Here is a 24,290-nt window from a genome sequence, read left to right as displayed (position 1 = left end):
GTAAATAAGATTAATTCTAATTTACATCACGCCACAGAACCAAGCGGTTTGTTACCGGTCAGGCAATTGCTTCATCGACCAGCACTTGTGCTTCCTGCACCAGACGCTGCAAATGCGCCTCGTCGATGAAGCTTTCAGCGTAGATCTTGTAGATGTCTTCAGTACCCGACGGGCGCGCGGCGAACCAGCCATTGGCCGTCATCACCTTAAGCCCGCCAATCGCCTGGCCATTGCCTGGGGCGTGGCTGAGGATCTGCACGATCGGCTCACCGGCCAGTTCGGTCGACTTCACCTGCTCCGGCGCCAGCTTGCTCAGCAACGCCTTCTGCCGCGCATCGGCCTTGGCCTCGACACGGGTGGCGAACGGCTTGCCCAGCGCGTCGGTCAGGTCGGCATAAGCCTGGCTCGGGTTACGCCCGGTACGGGCGGTCATTTCGGCGGCCAGCAAGGCCGGGATCAACCCGTCCTTGTCGGTGGCCCACACCGAGCCATCGCGACGCAGGAACGAAGCCCCTGCACTTTCTTCGCCACCAAAACCGAGCGAACCGTCGAACAGGCCCTGGGCGAAGAACTTGAAGCCCACCGGCACCTCATACAGATCGCGGCCCAGGCGTTGGGTAACGCGGTCGATCAGGCCGCTGGAGACCACGGTCTTGCCCACGGCGGCGTCGGTGCGCCACTGCGGGCGGTGGCGGAACAGGTAGTCGATGGCCACGGCGAGGTAGTTGTTGGGTTGCAGCAGGCCGTCAGGGGTGACGATGCCGTGGCGGTCGTGGTCCGGGTCGCAGGCGAAGGCCACGTCAAAGCGCTCGCGCAGGCCTATCAGGCCCTGCATGGCATATGGTGAGGAAGGGTCCATGCGGATCTGGCCGTCCCAGTCGACGGTCATGAAGCGGAAGGTCGGGTCGACCTCGGTGTTCACCACTTCCAGGTCCAGCTGGTAGTACTTGGCAATGGCCGACCAGTAGCGTACCCCTGCCCCGCCCAGCGGGTCGACGCCCAGGCGCAACCCGGCGCCACGGATGACATCGAAATCGATGACGTTTTCCAGGTCGGCCACATAGTTGCTGACGTAATCGTGGCGGTGGGTGGTCGGCGCCTGCAGCGCCTGGGCATGGTCCATGCGCTTGACGCCCGCCAGGTTAGCCGCCAGCAGCTCGTTGGCCTTGCCCTCGATCCACTTGGTCACGTCGCTGTCGGCCGGGCCACCGTTGGGCGGGTTGTACTTGAAGCCACCGCTTTGCGGCGGGTTGTGCGACGGGGTGATGACAATACCGTCAGCCAGGCCCTGCGTGCGGCCACGGTTGTGGCAGAGGATGGCGTGGGAAACCGCCGGCGTCGGCGTGTATTCGTCATCCTTGGACAGCATCACCTGCACGCCGTTGGCGGCCAGCACTTCCAGGGCGCTGGCGGTCGCCGGCGCTGACAGGGCGTGGGTATCGGCGCCGATGAACAGCGGGCCATCGATGCCTTTTTCCTGGCGGTACAGGCAAATCGCCTGGCTAATGGCCAGGACGTGATACTCGTTGAAACTCAATTCAAGCGAACTGCCCCGGTGCCCCGAGGTGCCGAAGGCCACGCGCTGGGCCGCCACGGCAGCGTCTGGGCGGCCCGTGTAATAGGCGGTAAGCAGCCGGGGAATATCGACCAGCACGCTGGCCGGAGCCGGCTTGCCTGCCAAAGGACTGAGCGTCATGCAAAAACCTCGAGTTCAACGGATGTTGGTGTTGGAACGTGCAGTGTACTGAGAGTTGCAATGCCGTGCGATGGGGGACTCAAAGAAACCCCAGGCCCTGCAGGGTATTGCGCCTCCCACCCAACCCTATGACGGTCTAGAGTACAAGCCATACCCCTTGTGAACGAGGCCCCATGGCTTTCCATCGCCTGACCCGCACACACCCCCGCCTGAGCCTCGCCGCTGCAGTCGGCCTCGCTGGCGCCTGGCTGATCCCCGCCGGTGATACCGTGCAGCACATCCTCGCTGGCTGGAACCTGGGGGTGTGGCTGTACCTGCTGCTGGTGCTCTACCTGAGCTGGACAGCCAGCCCGGAAAAGGTCCGCAAAGTCGCCGGCGTCGAAGACGAGAACGCCGGCCTGGTCCTGCTGACCGTGTGCATCGCCGCCATCGCCAGCCTTGCCGCGGTCACCCTGCAACTGGTCTCCAGCCGCGGCCTGCAAGGCACGGCCCTGGCCGTGCACTATCTCTACACGGGCCTGACCGTCGCCGGTTCCTGGCTGCTGATCGGCTGCATATTCACCCTGCACTACGCCCGCCTGTTCTACACCGGGCAAAACCACGAACCCCCACTGCGCTTCGCTGATGGCGAGCGCAACCCGGATTACTGGGACTTCCACTACTTCTCGTTCACCATCAGCGTGGCGGTGCAAACCTCAGACGTGGGTGTCGCCGGGCGTGGGTTGCGGCGGGTAGTGCTGGCGCATTCGTTGGTGGGCTTCGTGTTCAATACGGCGATTCTGGGGTTCACTATCAACATTGCCGCCGGGTTGCTGGGTTAACCAAGCCGCTCGTCTGAAAAAACTGCGGGTCGAACGTCAGCGAAAGTCACCAAACCCGATGGTTACCTGGCACCTTGCGGCCGGGAAAACGTTTGCCATGCAGCCAGCCGCCCCACTGCGCCCATGACAAGGGTGTGACCGCTGTCATGCATTCGCACATTTGTCGTACTTGCAACCGAAAATCGCGCGTAGCAGGTGCTATCTTTAGTTTCCCGGCGGCCGCATCGATGTGGCCACCCGCTCATCACGTCCAGGTACGGACAAGGAGGCTGGCATGAACAAGATGACGTTCCCCAACGCCTGCCAGGTGATGCGCTGGCATTTCCATCCGTTGGGTTTCGAGGCCAGCATGGATGCGCCACGCAGCATGGTCGCGCGGCTGTTCGACCGCGCCAGCGGTGAAACCCTGCTGGCGATTGCGGGCATCCCCTGTGCAGCGATCATGGCCGCCGCCGATGTAGAGCGCATCATCGAGGCCGTCGAGGCGGAAATGGATGCCTTCATTCCCGCCTTTACCTTGCGCGATGCAGTCTAGGCTCTGTACGAAAAGCCTTGATACTTGTTCATGCTGCGTTGAAAACAGCCTTACCAAGTATCAAGGCTTTTCATACAGCGACTGGCCCGCAGCAGTGAGTTCCGGGCCCATGGCCTGCAACTTGCTCATAAACTGCTCGGCCGGCACGGGCTGGCCCAGCAGGTAGCCCTGCAACGAATCACACCCCAGACGGGTCAGGAAGTCCTGCTGCTTGTCGGTTTCAACCCCCTCGGCAACGATACGCAGGCCTAACGCCTGGCCCAGTGCGACAATTGCCGAAACAATCGCCGCATCGTCACTGTCCTGCTCCAGGTCACGTACGAAACCGCGGTCGATTTTCAGCTCGTTGGCTGGCAGGCGCTTGAGGTACATCAGACTGGAATAGCCCGTACCAAAGTCATCAATGGACAAGTCCACGCCCATGTCGGACAGGCGCTGCAGCACGGTCAGGCTGGCATCGGCATCGTGCATGGCGGTGGTTTCGGTAATTTCCAGTGTCAGGCAGTTGGCTGGCAAGCCGTTCTGCTGCAGGGCGCGGGCCACGCTGTCGACCAGACCGGCATGGCAGAACTGGATGGCCGACAGGTTCACCGCCATGCGCCAGCCATGGTGCCCCTGGTCCAGCCACTGACGCATCTGACGGCAGGCCTCAGTGAGTACCCACTCACCAATGGGGATGATCAGGCCGGTCTTTTCTGCCAGGCCGATGAAGCGGTCAGGCAGCAGCAGGCCCTGCTGCGGGTGCTCCCAGCGCAGCAACGCTTCGGCACCGATCGGTTGGCAGGCCTGGGCGTCGAACTTGGGCTGGTAATGCAAGCGGAACTGGCGCTGCTCCAGCGCCAGGCGCAAGTCCTGCAACAGCTGCAACTGCTGGCGCGCATTGCTGTTCATCGACACATCGAAGAAGCTGTAACCGTTCTTGCCGGCGCTCTTGGCATGGTACATGGCAGCGTCGGCGTTACGCAGCAGCTCATGCTGGTCCTGGCCGTTGCCCGGATACAGGACGATGCCCAGGCTCGCCGACAGTTGCAGGTCGTGCTCGGCGACGCGGAAAGGCCGGGACACCAGGTTGACCTGCTTGACCGCCACGTCCATGGCATCGTTCGGCTCCTGCAGTTCCACCAGCAGCACGAATTCGTCGCCGCCAATCCGTGCCAGCGTGTCCTGGCTGTGCAGGTGGCCGCGCAGGCGGGCCGCCACCGCTTTGAGCAGAAGGTCACCGATATGATGGCCAAAGGCATCGTTGACGGGTTTGAAGCCGTCCAGATCAATGAACATCAGGGCAAAACAACCGCCCTGCTCCGCCACTTTGGCAATGGCCTGTTCGATGCGGTCCGCCAGCAGGGTACGGTTGGGCAGATCGGTGAGGGTGTCGTGCAAGGCCAGTTGGGTCAGTTCCTGGTTGGCCAAGGTCAGCGAACGGGCCAACTCGGCAGTACGCGCCTCGAGACGCGCGTCCAGCACCGAAGTCAGCAAAGCCACTGCCAGTACTGCCAGCGTGGTGATCAGCACCAGGTAAACAAGGCTGTCCCCCTGCAACCCGCCCCCCAGCGCGCCGCAGAAGCTGCCCTCGGGGAAGTTTGCCGCTGCCATGCCGGTGTAATGCATGCCCACGATGGCAACGCCCATGACCACCGCCGCCAGACCGCGGATCTGCCGTATATAGGGTGTGTGTGTGCGCAGGCGGAAGGCAATCCACAATGCCGCCGCCGAGGCGCCTACGGCAATCAGCAGCGAAGCACCGAACAACGTCGGGTCGTAATCGATGCCTGGCAGCATGCGCAGCGCGGCCATGCCGGTGTAGTGCATGCAGGCGATACCGGCGCCCATGATCAGCGCGCCGAACCCCAACTGCAGCGCTGGCAGGCTCGGCTGACTGACCAGCCACAAGGCAAAGCCCGAGGACAGCACAGCGATCAGCAGCGAGAACGCGGTCAGGGCCAGGTCGTACCCCAAGTCGATGGGCAAGCTGAAGGCAAGCATGCCAATGAAGTGCATCGACCACACGCCGATGCCCATGGCCAACGCACCGCCGCCCATCCACAGGCAGGCAGCGCGGCCCTTGGCCGTGGCGATGCGGCCGGTCAGGTCAAGGGCGGTATAGGATGCCAGGATTGCCACGCACAGCGAAATCAACACCAGCGAAGAGGAGTAGCTACCGGTCAGCATTGAGAGTTCCAGCGCCGGGACAGGGGGCCCGACAAAAGCTGACGATTGTACTCAAGCTTAAGCGAAACGCACGGGGTTTTTGCGAATGGGAATGGATCCAATAACCGCAGCCTACCCCTCTGCGTTTGGTCAATTCTGCTCGGCAAACGCCTGCTCTGCATCCCAGCCGCCGCCCAACGCAGCCACCAGTTGCACACTGGCCACCAGGCGCCCTTGCAGCAGGTTCAGCACACTGCGCTCGTTGCTCAGCGCCGTGGTTTGCACGTTGACCACATCCAGATAGCCGATCAGCCCGGCACGGTACTGGTTTTCGGTCAGGCGCAACGACTCACGGGCGGCGTCAAGCGCCTCTTGGCGCACCACGGCTTCATCGCCATACACCTTCAGTTGAACCAGCAGGTTTTCCACTTCCTTGAAGCCGTCCAGCACGGTCTGGCGGTACTGCGCCACCGTCTGGTCATACACGGCCACCGTGCGGTCGACCTCGGCGCTGCGTTTGCCGGCGTCGAACAGGGTCAGCGCCAACTGCGGGCCTACCGACCAGTAGCGGTTGGGCAACTCGATCCAGTTGCTGAAGCTGCTGCTGGAATAACCACCACTCATGCTCAGGCTGAGGTCCGGGAAGTAGGCTGCCCGCGACACCCCGATGTTGGCGTTGGCCGCCATCACGTTGCGTTCGGCTGCCGCGATGTCCGGGCGCCGCTCCAGCAGCTGCGAAGGCAGCGAAACCGGTATTTGCGGCAACGCGGGAATCGCCTTGCTGTCGGCCAGGGCGAAGTCGGCAGGCGTCTTGCCCAGCAGCACGGCGATGGCGTTTTCGAACTGCGCACGCTGCCAGATCAGGTCAATCAAGTCAGCCTGGGTGCTTTTGAGCTGCGTACGGGCCTGGGCCACGGCATCCGGGCCGGCGACACCGGCGCGGTACTGGTTTTCGTTCATTCGCAGCGAGCGCTCATAAGCCGCCACGGTGGCTTCCAGCAAGCGCTTCTGCTCATCAATCACCCGCAATTGCAGGTAGTTCTGCACCAGCTCCGACTGTTGGCTCAAGCGGATCGACGCAAGGTCGGCGAAACTCGCTTCGGCACTGGCCTCGTTGGCATTCAGGGTTTCGCGCAGCTTGCCCCACAGGTCGATCTCCCAGCTCACGCCCAACTGCGCGTTGTAGGTGTTGCGAATGCCGCTGCTGTTATTGGACAGGCTGGAACTGGAGCTGCCGGTGCCCTGCGCCGAACGGTTCTTGCTGGCGCTCAGGTCCAGGCTGGGGAACAGCGCCGCACGGCTGCTGCGCACCAGCGCCTGGGCCTGGCGGTACTGGGCTTCTGATTGCGCCACGGTCTGGTTGCTGCGGTTAAGCTCTTCGACCAGCGCGTTGAGCCCGGCATCACCGTAGATTTCCCACCAGGCGCCACGGGCGATGGCGTCGGACGGCGAGGCCTGGGTCCAACCTTCGGCATGCTTGAACTGCGCCGCCGTGCTGTTCAGCTCGGGGCGGTGGTAGTCCGGGCTCAGGGTACAGGCACTGAGCAAGGCCACGCACAACCCGGCACCAAGCAGGCGCGAGCCACGGCCACGGGTCAGTGCCTGCAGGGCACGGTGAAGTGGGGTCTGGGCAAAAGTCATAGCGGGGTTTCCAGGGCGGCGTCGGTGCGCACGCCGCGCCAACGGTTGAAACGGTGGCGCAGGCGGTCCAGGTACAGGTAAACCACCGGCGTCGTATAAAGGGTGAGGATCTGGCTGAACACCAGGCCACCGATGATGGTCAGGCCCAGCGGCTGACGCATTTCTGCGCCTTCAGCCTGGCTCAGCAGCAACGGCAATGCGCCAAGGATCGCTGCCAGGGTGGTCATCAGGATCGGCCGCAGGCGCAGCAGGCAGGCCCGGCGGATCGACTCTTCCGGCGAAAAGCCCTGATGGCGCTCCAGCTGCAAGGCCAGGTCGATCATCAGGATGGCATTCTTTTTCACCACCCCAATCAACAGGAACAGCCCCAGCAACGAGATCAGGCTGAACTCGCCACCGGTGACGTACAGCGCCAGCAAGGCCCCGACGCCCGCCGAAGGCAGTGTCGAGAGAATGGTCAGCGGGTGAATGTAGCTTTCATACAGAATGCCCAGCACCAGGTACACCAGCAGCAGTGCGCCAAGGATCATGAATGGCTGGCCCTGCTGGGTCTGGGCAAAGGCATCGGCAGTGCCGCCGAGCTTGGCAATCACCTCCTCGGGCAGCCCCAGTTTGGCCACCGCGCGCTCCAGTGCCGCCATGGCCTGATCGGGGCTGTAGCCCTCGGCGACGTCGAAGGCGATGTCTTCCGAGGCGAACTGGCCTTCGTGGCTGACCCGGTCGTTGGCCAGGCTGTTCTCGTAGTGGGCGATGGTCGACAGCGGCACCCGGGCGCCGTCGGCGGTGATCACCTGCACTTGCTCCAGCGTGCTCGGGTCCCAGGCGTATTTCGGGTTGATCTCGAGCACCACCTGGTACTGGTTGAGGCTGTCGTAGATGGTGGAGATCTGCCGCTGGCTGTAGGCGTTGTTCAGTACTGCGGTGACCATGTCCATGTCGATGCCCAGGCGCTTGGCCTGGTCACGGTCGACCACCAGCGTCACCTGTTGGGTACCGGCACCATCGCGGGCGTCAATGGCGGTCAGCTCAGGCAGTGCACGCAGCGCCGCGACCACCTTGGGGAACCATTCGCGCAACGCCGCCAGGTCGCCACTTTGCAGGGTATACAGGTACTGAGAGGAGGTCTGGTCACGCCCACCGCCACCCAGTTGCAGGTCCTGGTCGGCCATCAGGAACAGGCGCCCGCCGGGCACTTTGGGCAGCTCCTTGCGCAGGCGTTCGATCACCTTCTGCGCATCGATCTTGCGCTCGCTGATCGGTTTCAGGCGCACCAGCACCATGGCGTTGTTGGTACCGCTGTTGCCACCGATGAAACCGGCAACGCTCTGTACTGCCGGGTCGGCCAGCAAGGCGCGGCGGTAGATTTCCATCTTCGGCTGCATCACCGTGAACGACAGGCCGTCGTCACCCCGGATGAAGCCCATCAACTGGCCGGTATCCTGCTGGGGTATCAGCGTCTTGGGCACCACCACGTACAGGGCGATGTTGATGCCGATGGTGGCCAACAGGCTGAGCAGGGTCAGGCGCTTGTGGCGCAGGGCCCAGCCCAGGCTGCGGTCATAGGCAGCAACCATGCGCTGATGCAGCTTGTCGCTCCAGCGCTGCAGGCGTGTCTGCTGGGCCTGGTGCGGCTTGAGCCAGCGGGCGCAGAGCATCGGTGTAAGGGTGAGCGACACCACCAGCGAGACGATGATCGCCGCCGCCAGGGTGATGGAAAACTCCTGGAACAGGTTGCGCACGATGCCGCCCATGAACAGGATGGAGACGAACACCGCCACCAGCGACACGTTCATCGACAGCAAGGTGAAGCCCACCTCCTTGGCCCCCAGGAAGGCCGCCTTCATCGGTGGCTGGCCGTTCTCGATGTGCCTGGAGATGTTTTCCAGCACCACGATGGCATCGTCCACCACCAGCCCGGTGGCAAGGATCAGCGCCATCAGCGACAGGTTGTTGAGCGAGAAACCGCACACGTACATGACTGCGAACGTACCCACCAGCGATACCGGCACCGCCAGGCTGGGGATCAGCGAGGCGCGCAGGCTGCCGAGGAACAGGTAGACCACCAGGATCACCAGCACCACGGCGATCAGCAGGGTGTGCTCGGCCTCTTTGAGGGTGGCCTTGATCACGGGCGAGCGGTCCATGGCCACGTTCAGTTGCACGCTGGCGGGCAGCAACGACTGCAATGCCGGTAGCTGCGCCTTGATCTGGTCGACCGTTTCGATGATGTTGGCGCCGCTCTGGCGGTTGACCACCAGCAACACCGCTGCCTGGTCGTTGAAGAAGCCGCTGTTGTAACGGTTTTCAACGCCGTCGGTGACCGTCGCCACGTCAGACAGGCGCAGAATGGTGCCGTTCTGCTGGCGAATCACCACCGGCTCGTAATCCTTGGCACTTTCCAGCTGGTCGTTGGCCCGCACCTGCCAGTTGCGCTCGGTGTCCTCGACAAAGCCCATGGGCCGGCGCTGGTTGGCGTTGGACACGGCGGTGCGCACTTCGTCCAGCGACAGGTTGTACTGGTTGAGCAGTTGCGGCTCGACGGCAATGCGCACGGCAGGCAGCGAACTGCCGCCGATCTGCACCTCCCCTACCCCCGATACCTGAGCCAGGCTCTGTGAAAGGATGGTGTCGGCCAGGTCATACAGCTGGCCCTTCTGCAACACATCCGAAGTCAGTGACAGCACCATGATCGGCGCCTGCGACGGGTTGATCTTCTTGTAGGTGGGCATGCTACGCATGCCACTGGGCAGCAGGTTGCGGGTAGCGTTGATCGCCGCTTGCACCTCACGGGCTGCGCCATCGATGTCACGGCCCATCTCGAAGCCGATGATTACCCGTGTCGACCCCTGGTTGGAGCTGCTGGTGAGCGTGGTGACGCCGGCGATGCTGCCCAGCTTGCGTTCCAGCGGTGTGGCCACGGTGGACGCCATGACCTCGGGGCTGGCACCAGAGAGGTTCGCCGACACCACGATCACCGGGAAGTCCATTTGCGGCAGTGGCGCCACCGGTAGCAAGCCAAAGCTGACCCCACCCAGCAGCATGATTGCCAGGCTCAACAGCATGGTCGCCACCGGGCGACGGATGAAAGGCCCGGACAGGTTCATGCCTGGGCCTGCTTCACGTCAATGGCCGGGCGCAGGCGGCGGGCCAGGCGATCGAAGTACAGGTAGATGACCGGGGTGGTGAACAGCGTCAGCACCTGGCTGACCAGCAACCCGCCGACCATCACCAGGCCCAGTGGCTGGCGCAGCTCGGCACCGGAACCGGTGGCAAGCATCAGCGGCACCGCACCAAACAGCGCGGCCAGGGTGGTCATCAGGATCGGCCGGAAGCGCAGCAGTGCCGCCTGGTAGATGGCATCGCGCGGGCTCATGCCCTGATGGCGCTCGGCCTCCAGGGCGAAGTCGATCATCATGATTGCGTTCTTCTTGACGATACCGATCAGCAGGATGATGCCGATGATGGCGATCATGCCCAGGTCGTTACCGCTGATGAGCAAGGCCAGCAAGGCGCCGACCGCCGCTGACGGCAGGGTCGAGAGGATGGTGATCGGGTGTATGTAGCTTTCGTACAGCACCCCCAGCACGATGTACATGGTCACCACCGCCGCCAGAATCAGCAGCAAGGTGCTCGACAACGATGCCTGGAAGGCCTCGGCGGCACCCTGGAAGCGGGTTTGCACACCCAGCGGCATGCCGATGTCCTGCTGCACCTGCTCGATCACCTGCACGGCTTCGCCCAGCGACGCGCCGTGAGCCAGGTTGAACGACAAGGTCACTGCCGGGAACTGGCCGATGTGAGAAATAGCCAGCTGGGCTTGACGCTGCTCGATCCGCGCCAGCGCCGAAAGGCGCACCTGGCCGCCATCGGTGGCCTTGACGTGGATCGACTCCAGCGCCTGCGGGCCGATCGTGGCGGCGTCCTTGGACTGCAACACCACGCGGTACTGGCTGGCCTGAGTGTAGATGGTCGAGATCTGCCGCTGGCCGAAGGCGTCGTACAGGGCATTGGTGATCTGCGACACGCTGATCCCCAGGCGGCTGGCCATGTCACGGTCGATGACCAGGTACACCTGCAAGCCCTTGTCCTGTAGGTCGCTGGCCACATCGGCCAGTTCCGGGCGCTGCTGCAGCGCCTGCACCAGCTTGCCACTCCACTGCGCCAGCAGGTCGGCGTCCGGCGACGACAGGCTGAACTGATACTGGGTCCGGCTGACCCGGTCCTCGATGCTCAGGTCTTGCACCGGCTGCATGAACAGGCGGATGCCCACCAGCCGGTCGACCTGCGGCTGCAGGCGGCTGATCACTTCGCTGGCGCTGACATCGCGCTCGCCGTGGGGCTTGAGGTTGATCAGCAGGCGACCACTGTTGAGCGTGGCGTTGTCGCCGTCTACGCCAATGTAGGACGACAGGCTTTGCACGGCCGGGTCTTGCAGGATGACCTTGCTCAGGGCCTGCTGACGTTCGCTCATGGCGGCGAACGAGGTGGACTGCGGCGCTTCGGAAATACCCTGGATCACCCCCGTGTCCTGCACCGGGAAGAAGCCCTTGGGCACGACCATGTACAGGAACACCGTGAGCACCAGGCTGGCCACCGCCACCAGCAAGGTCAGCGGCTGATGCTTGAGCACCCACTGCAGGGCGCTGCCGTAGTGCTTGATCAGCCAGTCGATCCAGGCGCCACTGGCACGGTAGAAGCGGCCTTGTTCTTCTTCCTTGGGCTCGCGCTTGAGCAGACGCGCGCACATCATCGGTGTCAGGGTCAGGGACACCACCAGGGAAATCAGAATGGCGACTGCCAGCGTGATGGCGAACTCGCGGAACAGGCGACCGACCACGTCCGCCATGAACAGCAACGGGATAAGGACCGCAATCAGCGAGAAGGTCAGCGAAATCAGGGTGAAGCCAATCTGCCTGGCACCCTTGAGCGCCGCCTGCATGGGCGTCTCGCCCTCTTCGATATGCCGGGAGATGTTCTCCAGCATGACGATGGCATCATCGACCACAAAGCCGGTGGCGATGGTCAGGGCCATGAGTGTCAGGTTGTTGACCGAGAACCCGGCCAGGTACATGACCCCGAACGTCCCGATCAGCGACAGTGGCACGGCAATCGACGGAATGAGGGTGGCGCTGAAGCGGCGCAAGAAGACGAAGGTGACCATCACCACCAGAACGATGGCGATCAGCAGTTCGTGCTGCACGTCCTTGACCGCGGCACGAATGGTCTGGGTGCGGTCGGTCAGCACCGAGACATCGAGGCCGGCCGGCAGGTTGTCGGTGATCGACGGCAGCAGGTCCTTGATGCGGTCGACCACTTCGATCACGTTGGCGCCCGGCTGACGCTGGATGTTCAGCAGCACAGCATGGTTCTCGTTCGCCCAGGCGGCCAGCCGCTCGTTCTCGGCGCCGTCGACGATTTCGGCCACATCTTTCAGGCGCAGCGGCGCACCGTTGTTGTAGGCCAGGATCAGGTTGGCGTATTCCTCGGGAGAACGCAGCTGGTCGTTGGCATCGAGCATCGACACCCGGGTCGGGCCGTCGAAGTTGCCTTTGGGCTGGTTGACGTTGGAGGCACCGATCAGCGTGCGCACGTCATCCAGATTCAAGCCATTGGCCGCCAGGGCGTCGACGTTGACCTTGATGCGTACCGCTTGGCGCTGGCCACCGGCAATGCTGACCATGCCCACGCCGCTGATTTGCGCCAGCTTTTGCGCCACGCGGGTATCGACCAGGTCGTTGAGCTTGGGCAGCGGCATGGTCTTGCTGGAGATGGCCAGGGTCAGCACCGGGGTGTCGGCCGGGTTGACCTTGTTGTACACCGGCGGTGCCGGCAGGTCACTGGGCAACAAGTTGCTGGCGGCGTTGATCGCGGCCTGCACCTGCTGCTCGGCAACGTCCATGTTCATGTCGAGGTTGAAACGCAAGGTCAGCACCGACGCGCCGCCAGAACTGGTCGAGGCCATCTGTTCCAGGCCCGGCATCTGGCCGAACTGGCGCTCCAGTGGCGCGGTGACAGCGCTGGTCATCACCTGCGGGCTGGCGCCGGGGTACAGGGTCATGACGCGAATGGTCGGGTAATCCACCTGCGGCAAGGCGGAAACCGGCAGCAACTTGTAGGCGATCAGGCCAGCCAGCACGATGGCCAGCATGCTCAGCGTGGTGGCGACCGGGCGCAGGATGAACAGGCGCGAGAGGTTCATGCGCCCGCCTTGCCTGCTGTGTTGCCAGGTTGTGCTTCATCTGTTTGCGCCGCGCCCTTGGTTTCCTGCCCTTGCAGGTGCTGGCCCGGGGTGGTCGGCACTTGCGAGCTGTCTTCGACCACTTCCACCTGGGTGCCTTCGCGCAGGCGGTCGGTGCCTTCCAGCACCAGGCGATCGCCGGCCTTCAAGCCGTCGAGAATGACGCTGTTCTCGCCATCGCTGGCGCCCACCTTGAGCTTGCGGACATTGACGGTGCTCTTCTCGTTGACCACATAGGCAAAGGTGCCATCGTTGCCAAACTGGATGGCCGCGGCCGGGGCCATGACCACCTGCTTGAGGGTGTCGGCCAGCAAGCGCACGTTGACGAACTGGTTGGGGAACAGGGCCAGGTCCTTGTTCTCGAAGCGGCCTTTGAACTTCAGCGTGCCGGTGGTGGTGTCGATCTGGTTGTCGATGCTGCCCAGCACACCGGTGGACTGCAGCTTGCTGTCACCGCGGTCCCAGGCCTCGACCGGCAGGCTGGCGCCACTGCGGTAGCGCTCCAGCACAGTGCTCAGTTCGGTTTCCGGCAGGGTGAAGGCGACGTTGATCGGCTCGGTTTGGGTGATCACCACCAGCGCGGTGGTGTCGTTGGCGGCCACCAGGTTGCCCAGATCGAGCTGGCGCAGGCCCACACGGCCACTGATCGGCGCACGGATCTGGGTGAAATCGAGGTTCAGGCGGGCGTCGTTGACCTGTGCCTGATTGGTCTTGACCAGCCCCTGGAACTGCGCAACCTGGGCTTGGGCAGTGTCCAGGGTTTGCTTGGCGATGCTGTCTTCGGCGTACAGGCCTTTATAGCGGGCCAGGTCGACCTGAGCATTCTTCAACTGCGCCTGGTTCTGCGCCAAGGTGCCTTCGGCCTGCTGCAGGGCGATGCGATAAGGGCGCGGGTCGATTTCGGCCAGCAGGTCGCCAGCCTTGACGCGCTGGCCTTCCTTGAAGTGGATGTTCACCAGTTCGCCAGCCACGCGGCTGCGCACATTGACCGTATTGGTCGCGGTGACCGTGCCCAAGGCTTTGTAGTAGAGGGGGAAGTCGCCTGTCCGCACCGGCACGACACGTACGGGTACCGGGTCACTGGAGCCGCCAAAACCTGGGCGGCCGCCGATCATGCCCATGCCCTTGCCACCGCGCATGCCACTGGCTTCTTTATGCGCAGGCGTCGCTGCGGGCCACAGCCACCAGGCCAGTGCAGCCACCAGCAGCAGGATCAGCAGGCCGACGAGCCAGCGACGAAGGGAACGGGAATTGGACGCTTGCATGGGTTGAACGAACCTTGTTCGGAATGACGACTTGGGGAGGATGAACGATAAGCACTGCCATCGTTTTAGCAAAGGGCCTTTACCAGAGGTTTACCTTTGCCTGACGTTGCCAAGCGGCGGAATTTTAAATGAAAACGGCCCGGAACGTGTTCCGGGCCGTTACAGGGTGTTGCTTGGAGCGGTGGCGGGCCTGAAGGTTCGGTTGCCTGGTCTGGCCCCTTCGCGGGTGAACCCGCTCCTACGGGGATGTCACAGCCGTTGAAACCCGTGCCGCACGTTGTAGGAGCGGGTTTACCCGCGAAGAGGCCATCACAGGCTACAGACGCCCGCCCTGCCCCACGCAATCCTTACTTCAGTACAGCCAGCGCCGCGTCGTAGTTCGGCTCGTCAGCAATTTCGCCAACCAGTTCGCTGTGCAGCACCTTGTCGTCCTCGTCCAGCACCACCACGGCGCGGGCGGCCAGGCCGGCCAGCGGGCCGTCGGCGATGGCTACGCCGTAGTTTTCGAGGAACTCGCGGCCACGCAGGGTCGACAGGTTCTTCACATTGTCCAGCCCTTCGGCGCCGCAGAAACGTGCCTGGGCGAACGGCAGGTCAGCCGAGATGCACAGCACCACGGTGTTGGCGACGTCGTTGGCCTGGGCGTTGAACTTGCGCACCGAGGTGGCGCAGGTCGGGGTATCGACGCTTGGGAAGATATTCAGCACCTTGCGCTTGCCGGCGTAGTCTTTCAGCGACTTGTCAGCCAGGCCTTCACCTACCAGGGAGAAAGCCGGAGCCTGGGCGCCGGCCTGTGGCAGGTTACCGTTGACCTGGACCGGGTTGCCTTTGAGAGTCACTTGAGCCATGACGAAATCCTTATGCGGGGTTTGAAAAGGACACTGAGTTAAGCATGAAGGCAGCCGGGTGCCTATGGGGGCAGGTGAAATTGTTCCATTGCCGGACGATTTTTGTGGACAAAAAATGCCGATAGCCGCGGTTACGGCCAGTTGCCTCACCGTTGCCGAACGCCCATCCCGGCCTCTCCCTACAATTCCTACACCTCTATCGGAAGTTTCGCTACCAAGCTCACCTTGTACATCTTTAGCGTACTGATTTACTGGATGACGAAAGCTATTTCTTGCAGTTCCAATCGAGGAGTTAATGGCATGAACCGCCCCGCTGGTTCGCTCCGGCGCCACCTGTGCTCGACATTGCTGATTTTGTTATGTCTGCTGGGTGTGTTTCCTCTGGACGTGATCCTCCCATCATTCCCTGCGCTCTCAGATGAGTTTCGGGTCGACACAAAACAGATTGCGTACTCAGTGAGCTTTTTTGCTGTCGGTGTGGCCATGGCGCAAATCGTGATCGGCCCACTGTCGGATGGCATCGGGCGCAAGCGTTTGTTGCTCGCTGGGTTGAGCGTATCTATTGTGGGGGCGCTCGGTTGCGTATTTTCAACCCAATATGAAACGTTCATGGCCTTTCGCTTGGTGCAGGCCTGGGTTGCGGCAGCCTCGTGCTAGGCCAGGCGCTTGTGCAGGACCTCTACAGCGGTACACAACGCAATGCCATGCGCATCCTGTTAACAAGCACGAGCGGGTTGTTCATCTCCCTGTCACCGCTGGCAGGTGCCTTTCTTCAACAGTCGTTTGGCTGGAAGGCAAGCTTTACGGTATTCGTGATCATCGCTGCAATCGTTTCACTTCTATCGTGTGTGCTGCTCCATGACGCACCTGCGTCGCATGACCGGGCGCCAAGCATGTCCAGTTATCGGGTGATGCTGCGAGACACGGACTATCTCGCGCATGCCATGCTCTCCAGGCTCGCCTTTGCCTGCCATTTTTCCTTTATCGTCATAGCGCCCTTGCTGCTGATGGGCAGGCTGGAGCTGACGGCCTATCAATTTTCTCTGGTCTTTATCGGCTATGGGTTGGCATACATCGTCGGCGGCATGGCTGCGACCTACCTGAACAGTCGCGCAAGCCCGCAAGCTCAAATAAAAGCAGGCTTGCTGCTTATAAGTACGGCGGGCATTACCCTTTTGATGTGGGAATGGGTAGCAGGTTTATCTGTGCTGGGTGTTCTACTGCCGATGATTGTCTGTACCACCGGGACAACCCTGGTACGCCCCGCCGCAACGACCCAGGCTTTGGCGCGCTATCCGCTTCAGGCAGGTGCGGCAGCGTCGCTCAATACGACATTGCTGTTCGCCGGTGCCGGTTTGACGAGCAGTGTGGTCGCAGGTTTGGAAAGCGAGCTACCGGCAGGCTTGGGCGTGCTGTTCGTGGTGGCCAGCCTGTGCGGAGGGTGGCTGCTTGCATGCACCAAGGACGATGGAATGCAACGCTGCTGAAACCTTGATCAGGCAAAAAATGCCCGGGTGGCGACAAGCGACCCGGGCATTCTTGAATGAAACGGGTGAATCAGCTTACAAGGCCGTACACCACCGAAGTCAGCGCAACCAGGCCGACCACAACGACGAACACGTTGGAGGCCGCACCGCTGTACTTGCGCATCGATGGCACACGGCGAATGGCGTACATCGGCATCAGGAACAACAGCACCGCGAGAATCGGGCCGCCGAGCGACTCGATCATGCCGAGAATGCTTGGGTTGAGGGTGGCAACGATCCAGCACACCACCAGCATCAGTGCGGCAACCACGCGGTCCAGGGCCTTGGCGCCTGGGCGCGCACCGGTCTTGGCGATGATGCCCTTCAGGCCTTCGCTGGCACCGATATAGTGGCCGAGGAACGACTTGGCGATGGCCACGAAGGCGATCAACGGCGCAGCGAACGCGATGGTCGGGTTGCTGAAGTGGTTGGCCAGGTACGACAGGATCGACAGGTTCTGCGCCTTGGCTTCGGCCAGCTGGGCGCTGCTCAGGGTGAGCACGCAGCTGAACACGAAGAACAGCACCATCACCACCATCAGCAGGTGGGCACGACGCAGGATCTGGCCGCTGCGCTCATCGGCGTGCTCGCCGTAACGGCGCTTCTGGTCGACGGCAAAGGCCGAGATGATCGGCGAATGGTTGAACGAGAACACCATCACAGGAATGGCCAGCCACAGGGTGTGCAGGAAGGCCGAGGCCGGCGGCACCTCTGTGGCGCTGTCGAGAATGCCACCGGTCCAGTGCGGCACCAGGTACAGGCCCAGCAACGCCAGCGCAACGATGAACGGGTAGACCAGCAGGCTCATGACCTTGACCGTGGCCTGCTCCCCGCAGCGCACGATGGCCAGCAGGCCGAGGATCAGCACGAATGACAGGATTGCCCGTGGCGGTGGCTGCATGTGCAGCTGGTGTTCCATGAAGCTGGACACGGTGTTGGTCAGCGCCACGCTGTAGATAAGCAGGATCGGGAAGATGGCGAAGAAGTACAGCACGGTGATCGAGGCACCGGCGGTGATGCCGAAATGCTCCTTGACCACTTCGGTGATGTCGCTGCCATCGCGCCCGGAAAGGACGAAACGGGTCAGCCCGCGATGGGCGAAATAGGTCATCGGGAAGGCCAGCACGGCCAGGATCAACAGCGGCCAGAAGCCGCCAAGGCCGGCGTTGATCGGCAGGAACAGTGTCCCGGCGCCGATGGCTGTGCCGAACAGGCCCAGCATCCAGGTGGTGTCGTGACGCGCCCAAGTGCCGAGGGCGGCGGGGGTCGATTCTGCAAAGCGTTGTTCAACGCTTGGGGCCTGCTCATTCATTCCGGGTGAAGCTCCACTCGCAAGACTGCAACAGGCTGAGAATGGCGAAATAGACGTTTCGCCCAACTCAACCGGAAAAGAGGGGCGCGATTGTGCACGGAAAGGTTGCACTTGCGAAGCCCTTTTCCGAGGAGCGGTTGCACTTGTCTTTACAAGTGGAAGGCATTGCTGGTGTCGTTCGATGGAATGTAGCGGCTTGGGAGCCTGTGGGGCCGCCTGTGGGGCCGCCTGTGGGGCCGCCTGTGGGGCCGCCTGTGGGAGCGGCCTTGCGTCGCGATAGGGCCGCAAAGCGGCCCCAGCAATTTCAGCGGCAAAGCTACAATCGTGGGGGCGCTCCGCCCCCCTTTCGCGACGCAAGGCCGCTCCCACAAAGTCCAACCGCGCCCCACAGGAGGGGCCGTGGCTGGCCCCTTGGCGAGTTACTTCTGAACGGCAGCGAACGCTTCGGCAACCCGTTGCAGGTTGGCCGGGCGCAGGCCGGACATGCACACACGGCCGCTGTCGATCAGGTACACGCCGAACTCGTCACGCAGGCGACGTACCTGCTCGACGCTAAAGCCGGTGTAGCTGAACATACCGCGCTGGCGCAGGAAGAACTGGAAGTCCTGGCCCGGCAGCAGCACGGCCAGGGCATCGACCAACGCCTGGCGCATGTCGAGGATACGCTTGCGCATCACTTCGACTTCTTCGGCCCACTGGGCATTCAGGCCAGCATCGCTCAGTACGCCGGCAACCAGCTGGGCGCCGAAGTTGGGCGGGCTGGAGTAGTTGCGGCGCACGGTGGCCTTCAGCTGGCCAAGCACGCTCTGGGCAGTGGCCTCGTCATCGCACACCACCGACAGGCCGCCCACCCGCTCGCCATACAGCGAGAAGATTTTCGAGAAGGAGTTGCTGACCAGGCACGGCACGCCGGCACGGGCCATTTCGCGGATAGCGTAGGCGTCTTCTACCAAGCCTTCGGCGAAGCCTTGATAAGCGATGTCGAGGAACGGGATCAGCTGGCGCGCCTTGACCACTTCGACCACTTGTTGCCACTGGTGCTGCTGCAGATCGGCACCGGTAGGGTTGTGGCAGCACGGGTGCAGCAGCACCACGCTGTTGGCCGGCAGGCTCTGCAAGGTGGCCAGCATGCCGTCGAAGTCCACGCCACGGGTGGCCTGGTCGAAGTACGGGTAGCTGTGCACCTTGAAGCCTGCACCTTCGAAGATGGCGCGGTGGTTGTCCCAGGTCGGGTTGCTGACCCAGACTTCGGACTGCGGGAAGTAGCGCTTGAGGAAGTCGGCACCAACCTTCAGGGCGCCGGAGCCACCCACGGTCTGTACGGTGGCCACCCGGCCGCCGGTCACGGCCGGGTGATCAGCACCGAACAGCAGCGCCTGGATGGCTTGGCGGTAGCTGGCCAGGCCTTCCATCGGCAGGTACAAGGAGGCTTCGTGGTCCTGACCGGCAATGCGTTTTTCCACCGCATCCACCGCCGCCAGTTGCGGCACCACGCCGGCCTCATCGTAGTACAGGCCAATACTCAGGTTGACCTTGTCGGCGCGCGGGTCGGCCTTGAAGGTTTCCATCAACGAGAGGATCGGGTCGCCGGCATAGGCATCGACATGTTTGAACACAGCGTGCAGCTCCTTGGATCAGGACGGTACGGAAAGTCAGCCCTGAGCATACCCGCAGAGCGGGCTCAGGAACATCCACTATTGTGCAAGGTTGTCTATGCAACATTGCATGGCTGGAAATTCGTGCTGGATTCTTCGCGAGTAAACCCGCTCCTACGGGTTCAGCGCACAGCCTGGGAACAGCTCAGGCACCTGTGGGTTTACCCGCGAAGGGGCCAGATCAGCCAAGCAGCTCTTTCAGGCCTTGCAACTCCTGCTCGGTCACCGCCACCCCCTCCTCCTCGGCCACCTCGCGCTCACGGTAGCGCCGCTCGCCCGGCATGCGCGTCAGCCCCACCGCCTGCATGTGCTCCACCAGCTCGCGGCTGCGCTGGGCAAAGCGCTCGCCCTCGGCCTTGCCTGGGTCGATGACGATGATCAACTGCCCGGTCCATGGCGTTTTCGCGCCCGGATGCCCGGACCAATCGAACTCCCAGGAGAAATGACCGCCGGTCAGCGCCGCCGCCAGCAGCTCGACCATCATCGACAACGCCGAGCCCTTGTGCCCGCCAAATGGCAGCAGGGCGCCGCCTTCCAGGATCGCCTTCGGGTCGGTGGTCGGCTGGCCATCGGCATCCACCCCCATGCCCTCCGGCAATTGCTGGCCGGCGCGCGCGGCAATCTGCACATCGCCATGGGCCATGGCACTGGTGGCCATGTCGAAAACGATCGGGTCATGCTCGGCGCAAGGCGCAGCAAAAGCGATGGGGTTGGTACCGAACAGCGGCTTGCGCGCACCATGCGGCACCACGCAGGTCATGCTGTTGACCACGCTAAGGGCTACCAGGCCCTCTTCGGCGAACGGCTCGACATCCGGCCATAGCGCGGCGAAGTGGTGCGAGTTGTGGATCGCCAGCACGGCAATGCCTGCGCTGCGCGCCTTCGCCACCAACAGCTCACGGGCCGCCGCCAGTGCTGGTTGGGCAAAACCGCCCGCAGCATCGACACGCACATAGCCGGCGGCCACGTCGCTGACCTGTGGCGTGGCCTGGCCATCGACCCAGCCGCTGGCCAACGTCGAGACATAACCGGGCATGCGGAACACCCCATGGCTATGGGCGCCATCACGCTGGGCGCTGGCGCAGTTGTGGGCCAGCACCCGGGCCACGGCCTCGCTGCACCCATGGCGCTGGAAAATCGCCTGCAACAGGCTTTGCAGCTCGGTAAAAGGCATGCGCACAACGGTGCTGGTGGAAGGTGCGGACATCTGAAGCTCCTTGTTGATTTTGGAATGGCTACAGCGTTGCAACGACAAAAACTTTCCTTCATGTGACAGCAATCTGTCAAATGTTGACTTGATGACAGAAAACATTCATTTTCTTCCCAAGCCTCACCCCTGGAGCCGCAGCATGAGCCAACTGATCAAGCAACGCCTGGAAAACAGCCTCGAAGGGGCCGCTGCCTCGGGTCGCAAGATCGCCACCTACATGCTTGCCAACCTGCACGAACTGCCGTTCCAGACCTCGGCCAGCATTGCCGCCAAGCTGGGCGTCAGCGAATCCAGCGTCGGGCGCTACTGTCGCTCCCTGGGTTATGCCCACCTCAAGGCGCTTAAGCAAGACCTGCAGAACGATCTGGGCGATGGCCCGTGGCTGGTAGGTGATCGCCTGCAAGATTACCGCCAGAACCAGGACGCCAGCGACAACGCCGGCAGCCTGGAGCTGGAAATCGCCGCCCTGGTGCGCGTACACGAATACCGCCAGAGCCCCGCCTGGCACAACGTGGCGCAACGCCTGGCGAGCAAACCGCGGGTGTTCATCGCCGGCTTCCAGACCGAGCGTGGCATCGCCATGTGCATGAGCCACCTGCTGCAATACCTGCGCGATGGCGTGCAACTGGTCGACATCAGCGCCGGGCACTTCGGCGAAGTGCTGCTGGGCCGCGCCGAAGACAGCGCCCTGGTGGTGTTCGAGGCGCGCCGTTATTCCCGCCATGCCCTGATGCTGTGCCAGAAGGCGCGCGAGGCTGGCATTGCGGTCACTCTGGTGACCGACACCTTCTGTGACTGGGCGGATGCCAATGCCGACGAGGTGTTCCGCATCCCCACCGAATTCAACCTGTTCTGGGAATCCACCTCGACGATGCTGTCGTGGGTGCATCTGATGGTCAACGAGGTCTGCAAGAAGCTCGGACCGGATGTTGAAAAACGCTTGGAAGCAACTGCCGCTCTACATAACGAATTCGTCGGCTACACCTCGTGGTCGACGGGCAAACAACAATAGCAAGAGTGCAATGAGGTGCGAGATGAACAAGTCCATGGCCTTGCTGGGTGCGTGCGCCCTGCTGCTGGCGGGTGCCGCCAGCGCTGAAACCCTGCGGTTCGCCACCGAGGGTGCCTACCCGCCCTTCAACTATGTAGACGCCGATAACAAGCTGCATGGCTTCGATGTCGACATCACCCATGCCCTGTGCGAACAGATGAAAGTCGAATGCACGCTGGTGGCGCAGGACTGGGAAGGCATCATCCCCGCCCTGATGGCGCGCAAGTATGACGCGATAGTGGCATCGATGATCGACACCGAAGAGCGACGCAAGAAGATCGCCTTCACCGAGCACTACTACCGCACGCCCCTGACCGTGGCGGTTGCCAAGGACAGCAAGATCGACAGCGCCCAGACCGACTTTGTCGGCTACACCGTCGGTGCGCAGTCTTCCTCTACCCAGGCCATCTACGCCGAAGACGTGTACGGCAAGGCCGGTGCCGACGTGAAACTGTACCCGACCATGGACGAAGCCAACGCAGACCTGGCGGCCGGCCGCCTGGACGGCGTGATTGCCGACAAATTCCCGCTGCACGAGTGGATGAACAAGAACGGCGGGGATTGCTGCAAGATCCTTGGCGACGTGGCCGACACCAAGGCCGATGCCGCGATCGCTGTGCGCAAGGACGACGAAGCCCTGCGCCAGCGCCTGAATACCGCGCTGCAACAGATTGTGGCCAACGGCACCTACCAGAAGATCGCCAGCAAGTACTTTGCTTTCGATATCTACAACTGATCTTCAGGAAGTTGTGCGCCCCCCCCTGTGGGAGCGGCCTTGCGTCGCGACAGGGCCGCGTAGCGGCCCCGGCAATCTCTGCAGTTGCATAAACCCTGGGCCGCTACGCAGCCCGTTCGCGACGCAAGGCCGCTCCCACAAGGCCGCATAACCTGCCCAAGAGGTTCGTCATGCTCGATCAATTGTCCTTGCTGTCTTTCGCCAGCGGAGGCTGGGGCCAGGCGTTGCTGGCCGGCGCGCTGGTTACCGTTTCCCTGGCCTTGGCCTGCCTGCCCATCGGCCTGCCACTGGGCCTGGTGGTCGCGCTGGCGGCGCGCTCACGCAAACGCCTGCCTCGGGCCTGGGCCACCACTTTTTCCACCGTCTTCCGCGGCCTGCCCGAGCTGCTGACCTTGCTGATCATCTATTACGGCTGCCAGATCGCCGCGCAGAAGATCCTCGCCGCCATGGGCTACCAAGGTGAGTTCCTCATCAACACCTTCCTCGCCGCGATGATCGCCTTCAGCCTGGTGTTCGCCGCGTTTTCCAGCGAGATCTGGCTGGCAGCCTTCAAGACCCTGCCCAAGGGCCAGCTGGAAGCCTGCTCGGCGCTTGGGCTTAGCAAGCGCACCGGTTTCTTCAAGGTGTTGCTGCCACAACTGACCCGCATCGCCCTGCCCGGCTTGTCCAACAACTGGCTGTCGCTGCTCAAGGACACCTCGCTGGTGTCGACCATCTCGCTGGTCGACCTGATGCGCCAGACCAACCTGGCGGTCAGCGTAACCAAGGAGCCGATGTTCTTCTACGGCGTCGCCTGCCTGGGCTACCTGCTGTTCGCGGCACTGTCCGGGCGCGTGTTCGCCTACATCGAACGGCGCAGCAACCGCCACCTGCAAGGAGCACGCGCATGAGCTTCGATCAACTGCTGGCAATGGTGCTTGACCCCGACCTGCTGGAACGCTACGGCCCGCGCTTCATCGACGGCCTGCTGGTAACCGCCAAGCTGGTGGCGATTTCCTTCAGCCTGGGTGCTGTGCTCGGCCTTCTGCTGGCCCTTGCCCGCCTGTCTCGCAGCCTGGTGCTGCAGCGCATGGCAGCTGGCTACGTGTACTTCTTCCGCGGCTCGCCGCTGCTGGCGCAATTGTTCCTGCTGTATTACGGCCTGGGCTCGCTCAAGGGCTTCTGGCAGGACGTCGGCCTGTGGTGGTTCTTCCGGGATGCGTGGTTTTGCACCTTGCTGGCGTTCACCCTGAACACTGCCGCCTACCAGGCCGAGATCTTCCGCGGCAGCCTGATGGCGGTTGCGCCTGGCCAGCATGAAGCGGCACGGGCGCTGAACCTGAAGCGCTCGACCACGTTCTTCAAGGTGATATTGCCGCAGTCGCTGCTGGTAGCCATTGGCCCGTTGGGCAACGAACTGATCCTGATGATCAAGGCCAGCGCGATCGCCTCGCTGGTGACGATCTACGACCTGATGGGCGTGACCAAACTGGCCTTCTCGCGCAGTTTCGACTTCCAGATCTACCTGTGGGCCGCCGTGCTCTACCTGGTGATCGTCGAACTGGTGCGGCGCCTGTTGAAACACCTGGAAGCCCGCCTGGGCCGCCACCTGAACTGACCGAAGGATAC

The 24,290-nt window shown here is 62.8% G+C and carries 16 protein-coding genes and 1 pseudogene; 7 read left to right on the top strand and 10 right to left on the bottom strand.

Going from position 1 to position 24,290, the window contains the following annotated elements:
- Window positions 1-58 precede the first annotated feature (58 nt).
- Window positions 59-1,696: a phosphoglucomutase (alpha-D-glucose-1,6-bisphosphate-dependent) gene (gene pgm, locus V6093_RS01835; RefSeq protein ID WP_406669686.1), complete on the bottom strand. Its 1,638-nt coding sequence runs from the start codon at window positions 1,694-1,696 to the stop codon at window positions 59-61.
- 173 nt (window positions 1,697-1,869) lie between these two features.
- Here pgm and V6093_RS01830 point away from each other — a divergent pair, with 173 nt between their 5' ends.
- Both V6093_RS01830 and V6093_RS01825 read left to right on the top strand, forming a co-directional pair.
- Window positions 1,870-2,517, top strand: coding sequence for a DUF1345 domain-containing protein (locus V6093_RS01830; protein ID WP_003247748.1), 648 nt, complete (start codon window positions 1,870-1,872; stop codon window positions 2,515-2,517).
- Between the two features lie 274 nt (window positions 2,518-2,791).
- The gene (locus V6093_RS01825) at window positions 2,792-3,052 is read left to right on the top strand and encodes a DUF1652 domain-containing protein (protein ID WP_003247746.1); all 261 of its coding nucleotides are present in this window, start codon (window positions 2,792-2,794) and stop codon (window positions 3,050-3,052) included.
- 60 nt (window positions 3,053-3,112) lie between these two features.
- Here V6093_RS01825 and V6093_RS01820 read toward each other — a convergent pair whose 3' ends face one another.
- From V6093_RS01820 to tpx, 6 genes are all read right to left on the bottom strand, one after another.
- Window positions 3,113-5,221 carry a bifunctional diguanylate cyclase/phosphodiesterase gene (locus tag V6093_RS01820; protein ID WP_047603889.1) on the bottom strand — a complete coding sequence of 703 codons (2,109 nt, stop codon included), beginning with the start codon at window positions 5,219-5,221 and terminating at the stop codon, window positions 3,113-3,115.
- A 129-nt stretch (window positions 5,222-5,350) separates the two neighbouring features.
- The gene (locus V6093_RS01815) at window positions 5,351-6,841 is read right to left on the bottom strand and encodes an efflux transporter outer membrane subunit (protein ID WP_012052084.1); all 1,491 of its coding nucleotides are present in this window, start codon (window positions 6,839-6,841) and stop codon (window positions 5,351-5,353) included.
- A complete protein-coding gene (locus V6093_RS01810; protein WP_003247741.1) occupies window positions 6,838-9,945 on the bottom strand; it encodes an efflux RND transporter permease subunit in 3,108 nt (1,035 codons plus the stop codon). Before V6093_RS01810 ends, V6093_RS01815 begins: the two co-directional genes overlap by 4 nt.
- Complete coding sequence (locus V6093_RS01805) at window positions 9,942-13,040, bottom strand: MdtB/MuxB family multidrug efflux RND transporter permease subunit (protein WP_406669685.1); 3,099 nt, start codon at window positions 13,038-13,040, stop codon at window positions 9,942-9,944. Before V6093_RS01805 ends, V6093_RS01810 begins: the two co-directional genes overlap by 4 nt.
- The gene (locus tag V6093_RS01800) at window positions 13,037-14,344 is read right to left on the bottom strand and encodes an MdtA/MuxA family multidrug efflux RND transporter periplasmic adaptor subunit (RefSeq protein ID WP_003247736.1); all 1,308 of its coding nucleotides are present in this window, start codon (window positions 14,342-14,344) and stop codon (window positions 13,037-13,039) included. The genes V6093_RS01805 and V6093_RS01800 overlap by 4 nt, the downstream gene beginning before the upstream one ends.
- A gap of 347 nt (window positions 14,345-14,691) precedes the next feature.
- Window positions 14,692-15,192, bottom strand: coding sequence for a thiol peroxidase (gene tpx / locus V6093_RS01795; protein ID WP_265979963.1), 501 nt, complete (start codon window positions 15,190-15,192; stop codon window positions 14,692-14,694).
- Between the two features lie 300 nt (window positions 15,193-15,492).
- Between tpx and V6093_RS01790 the strand changes: the two are divergent.
- Window positions 15,493-16,679: pseudogene (locus V6093_RS01790) on the top strand (MFS transporter).
- Between the two features lie 70 nt (window positions 16,680-16,749).
- Here the strand turns inward: V6093_RS01790 and V6093_RS01785 are convergent.
- From V6093_RS01785 to V6093_RS01775, 3 genes are all read right to left on the bottom strand, one after another.
- Complete coding sequence (locus V6093_RS01785) at window positions 16,750-18,030, bottom strand: serine/threonine transporter (RefSeq protein WP_012052080.1); 1,281 nt, start codon at window positions 18,028-18,030, stop codon at window positions 16,750-16,752.
- 419 nt (window positions 18,031-18,449) lie between these two features.
- A complete protein-coding gene (locus tag V6093_RS01780; RefSeq protein ID WP_108078866.1) occupies window positions 18,450-19,646 on the bottom strand; it encodes an amino acid aminotransferase in 1,197 nt (398 codons plus the stop codon).
- 220 nt (window positions 19,647-19,866) lie between these two features.
- Window positions 19,867-20,892, bottom strand: coding sequence for an Ldh family oxidoreductase (locus V6093_RS01775; protein WP_179052889.1), 1,026 nt, complete (start codon window positions 20,890-20,892; stop codon window positions 19,867-19,869).
- 142 nt (window positions 20,893-21,034) lie between these two features.
- Between V6093_RS01775 and V6093_RS01770 the strand changes: the two genes are divergently transcribed.
- The 4 genes from V6093_RS01770 (at window position 21,035) to V6093_RS01755 (ending at window position 24,279) form a co-directional block, all read left to right on the top strand.
- The gene (locus tag V6093_RS01770; RefSeq protein ID WP_012052078.1) at window positions 21,035-21,907 is read left to right on the top strand and encodes a MurR/RpiR family transcriptional regulator; all 873 of its coding nucleotides are present in this window, start codon (window positions 21,035-21,037) and stop codon (window positions 21,905-21,907) included.
- Between the two features lie 22 nt (window positions 21,908-21,929).
- Window positions 21,930-22,682 (top strand): transporter substrate-binding domain-containing protein, encoded by a 753-nt coding sequence (locus V6093_RS01765; RefSeq protein ID WP_003247722.1) that lies wholly within the window; start codon window positions 21,930-21,932, stop codon window positions 22,680-22,682.
- Between the two features lie 170 nt (window positions 22,683-22,852).
- Entirely contained in the window at window positions 22,853-23,572 is a 720-nt protein-coding gene (locus V6093_RS01760; protein WP_003247720.1) for an ABC transporter permease, read from the top strand.
- Window positions 23,569-24,279 (top strand): ABC transporter permease, encoded by a 711-nt coding sequence (locus V6093_RS01755; protein WP_003247716.1) that lies wholly within the window; start codon window positions 23,569-23,571, stop codon window positions 24,277-24,279. Before V6093_RS01760 ends, V6093_RS01755 begins: the two co-directional genes overlap by 4 nt.
- Window positions 24,280-24,290: the final 11 nt, after the last annotated feature.

Source organism: Pseudomonas putida group bacterium ESBL64 (assembly GCF_045277175.1).
In the GTDB taxonomy this organism is placed as follows: domain Bacteria; phylum Pseudomonadota; class Gammaproteobacteria; order Pseudomonadales; family Pseudomonadaceae; genus Aquipseudomonas; species Aquipseudomonas alloputida.
Note: the sequence above shows the minus strand (reverse complement) of the source record. Positions and strands in the feature narration are given on the sequence as shown.

Excerpts from the sequence above, each read along its gene's own strand:
- pgm (WP_406669686.1), bottom strand. The coding sequence starts at position 1,696 with ATGACGCTCAGTCCTTTGGCAGGCAAGCCGGCTCCGGCCAGCGTGCTG.
- V6093_RS01830 (WP_003247748.1), top strand. The coding sequence starts at position 1,870 with ATGGCTTTCCATCGCCTGACCCGCACACACCCCCGCCTGAGCCTCGCC.
- V6093_RS01825 (WP_003247746.1), top strand. The coding sequence starts at position 2,792 with ATGAACAAGATGACGTTCCCCAACGCCTGCCAGGTGATGCGCTGGCAT.
- V6093_RS01820 (WP_047603889.1), bottom strand. The coding sequence starts at position 5,221 with ATGCTGACCGGTAGCTACTCCTCTTCGCTGGTGTTGATTTCGCTGTGC.
- V6093_RS01815 (WP_012052084.1), bottom strand. The coding sequence starts at position 6,841 with ATGACTTTTGCCCAGACCCCACTTCACCGTGCCCTGCAGGCACTGACC.
- V6093_RS01810 (WP_003247741.1), bottom strand. The coding sequence starts at position 9,945 with ATGAACCTGTCCGGGCCTTTCATCCGTCGCCCGGTGGCGACCATGCTG.
- V6093_RS01805 (WP_406669685.1), bottom strand. The coding sequence starts at position 13,040 with ATGAACCTCTCGCGCCTGTTCATCCTGCGCCCGGTCGCCACCACGCTG.
- V6093_RS01800 (WP_003247736.1), bottom strand. The coding sequence starts at position 14,344 with ATGCAAGCGTCCAATTCCCGTTCCCTTCGTCGCTGGCTCGTCGGCCTG.
- tpx (WP_265979963.1), bottom strand. The coding sequence starts at position 15,192 with ATGGCTCAAGTGACTCTCAAAGGCAACCCGGTCCAGGTCAACGGTAAC.
- V6093_RS01785 (WP_012052080.1), bottom strand. The coding sequence starts at position 18,030 with ATGAATGAGCAGGCCCCAAGCGTTGAACAACGCTTTGCAGAATCGACC.
- V6093_RS01775 (WP_179052889.1), bottom strand. The coding sequence starts at position 20,892 with ATGTCCGCACCTTCCACCAGCACCGTTGTGCGCATGCCTTTTACCGAG.
- V6093_RS01770 (WP_012052078.1), top strand. The coding sequence starts at position 21,035 with ATGAGCCAACTGATCAAGCAACGCCTGGAAAACAGCCTCGAAGGGGCC.
- V6093_RS01765 (WP_003247722.1), top strand. The coding sequence starts at position 21,930 with ATGAACAAGTCCATGGCCTTGCTGGGTGCGTGCGCCCTGCTGCTGGCG.
- V6093_RS01760 (WP_003247720.1), top strand. The coding sequence starts at position 22,853 with ATGCTCGATCAATTGTCCTTGCTGTCTTTCGCCAGCGGAGGCTGGGGC.
- V6093_RS01755 (WP_003247716.1), top strand. The coding sequence starts at position 23,569 with ATGAGCTTCGATCAACTGCTGGCAATGGTGCTTGACCCCGACCTGCTG.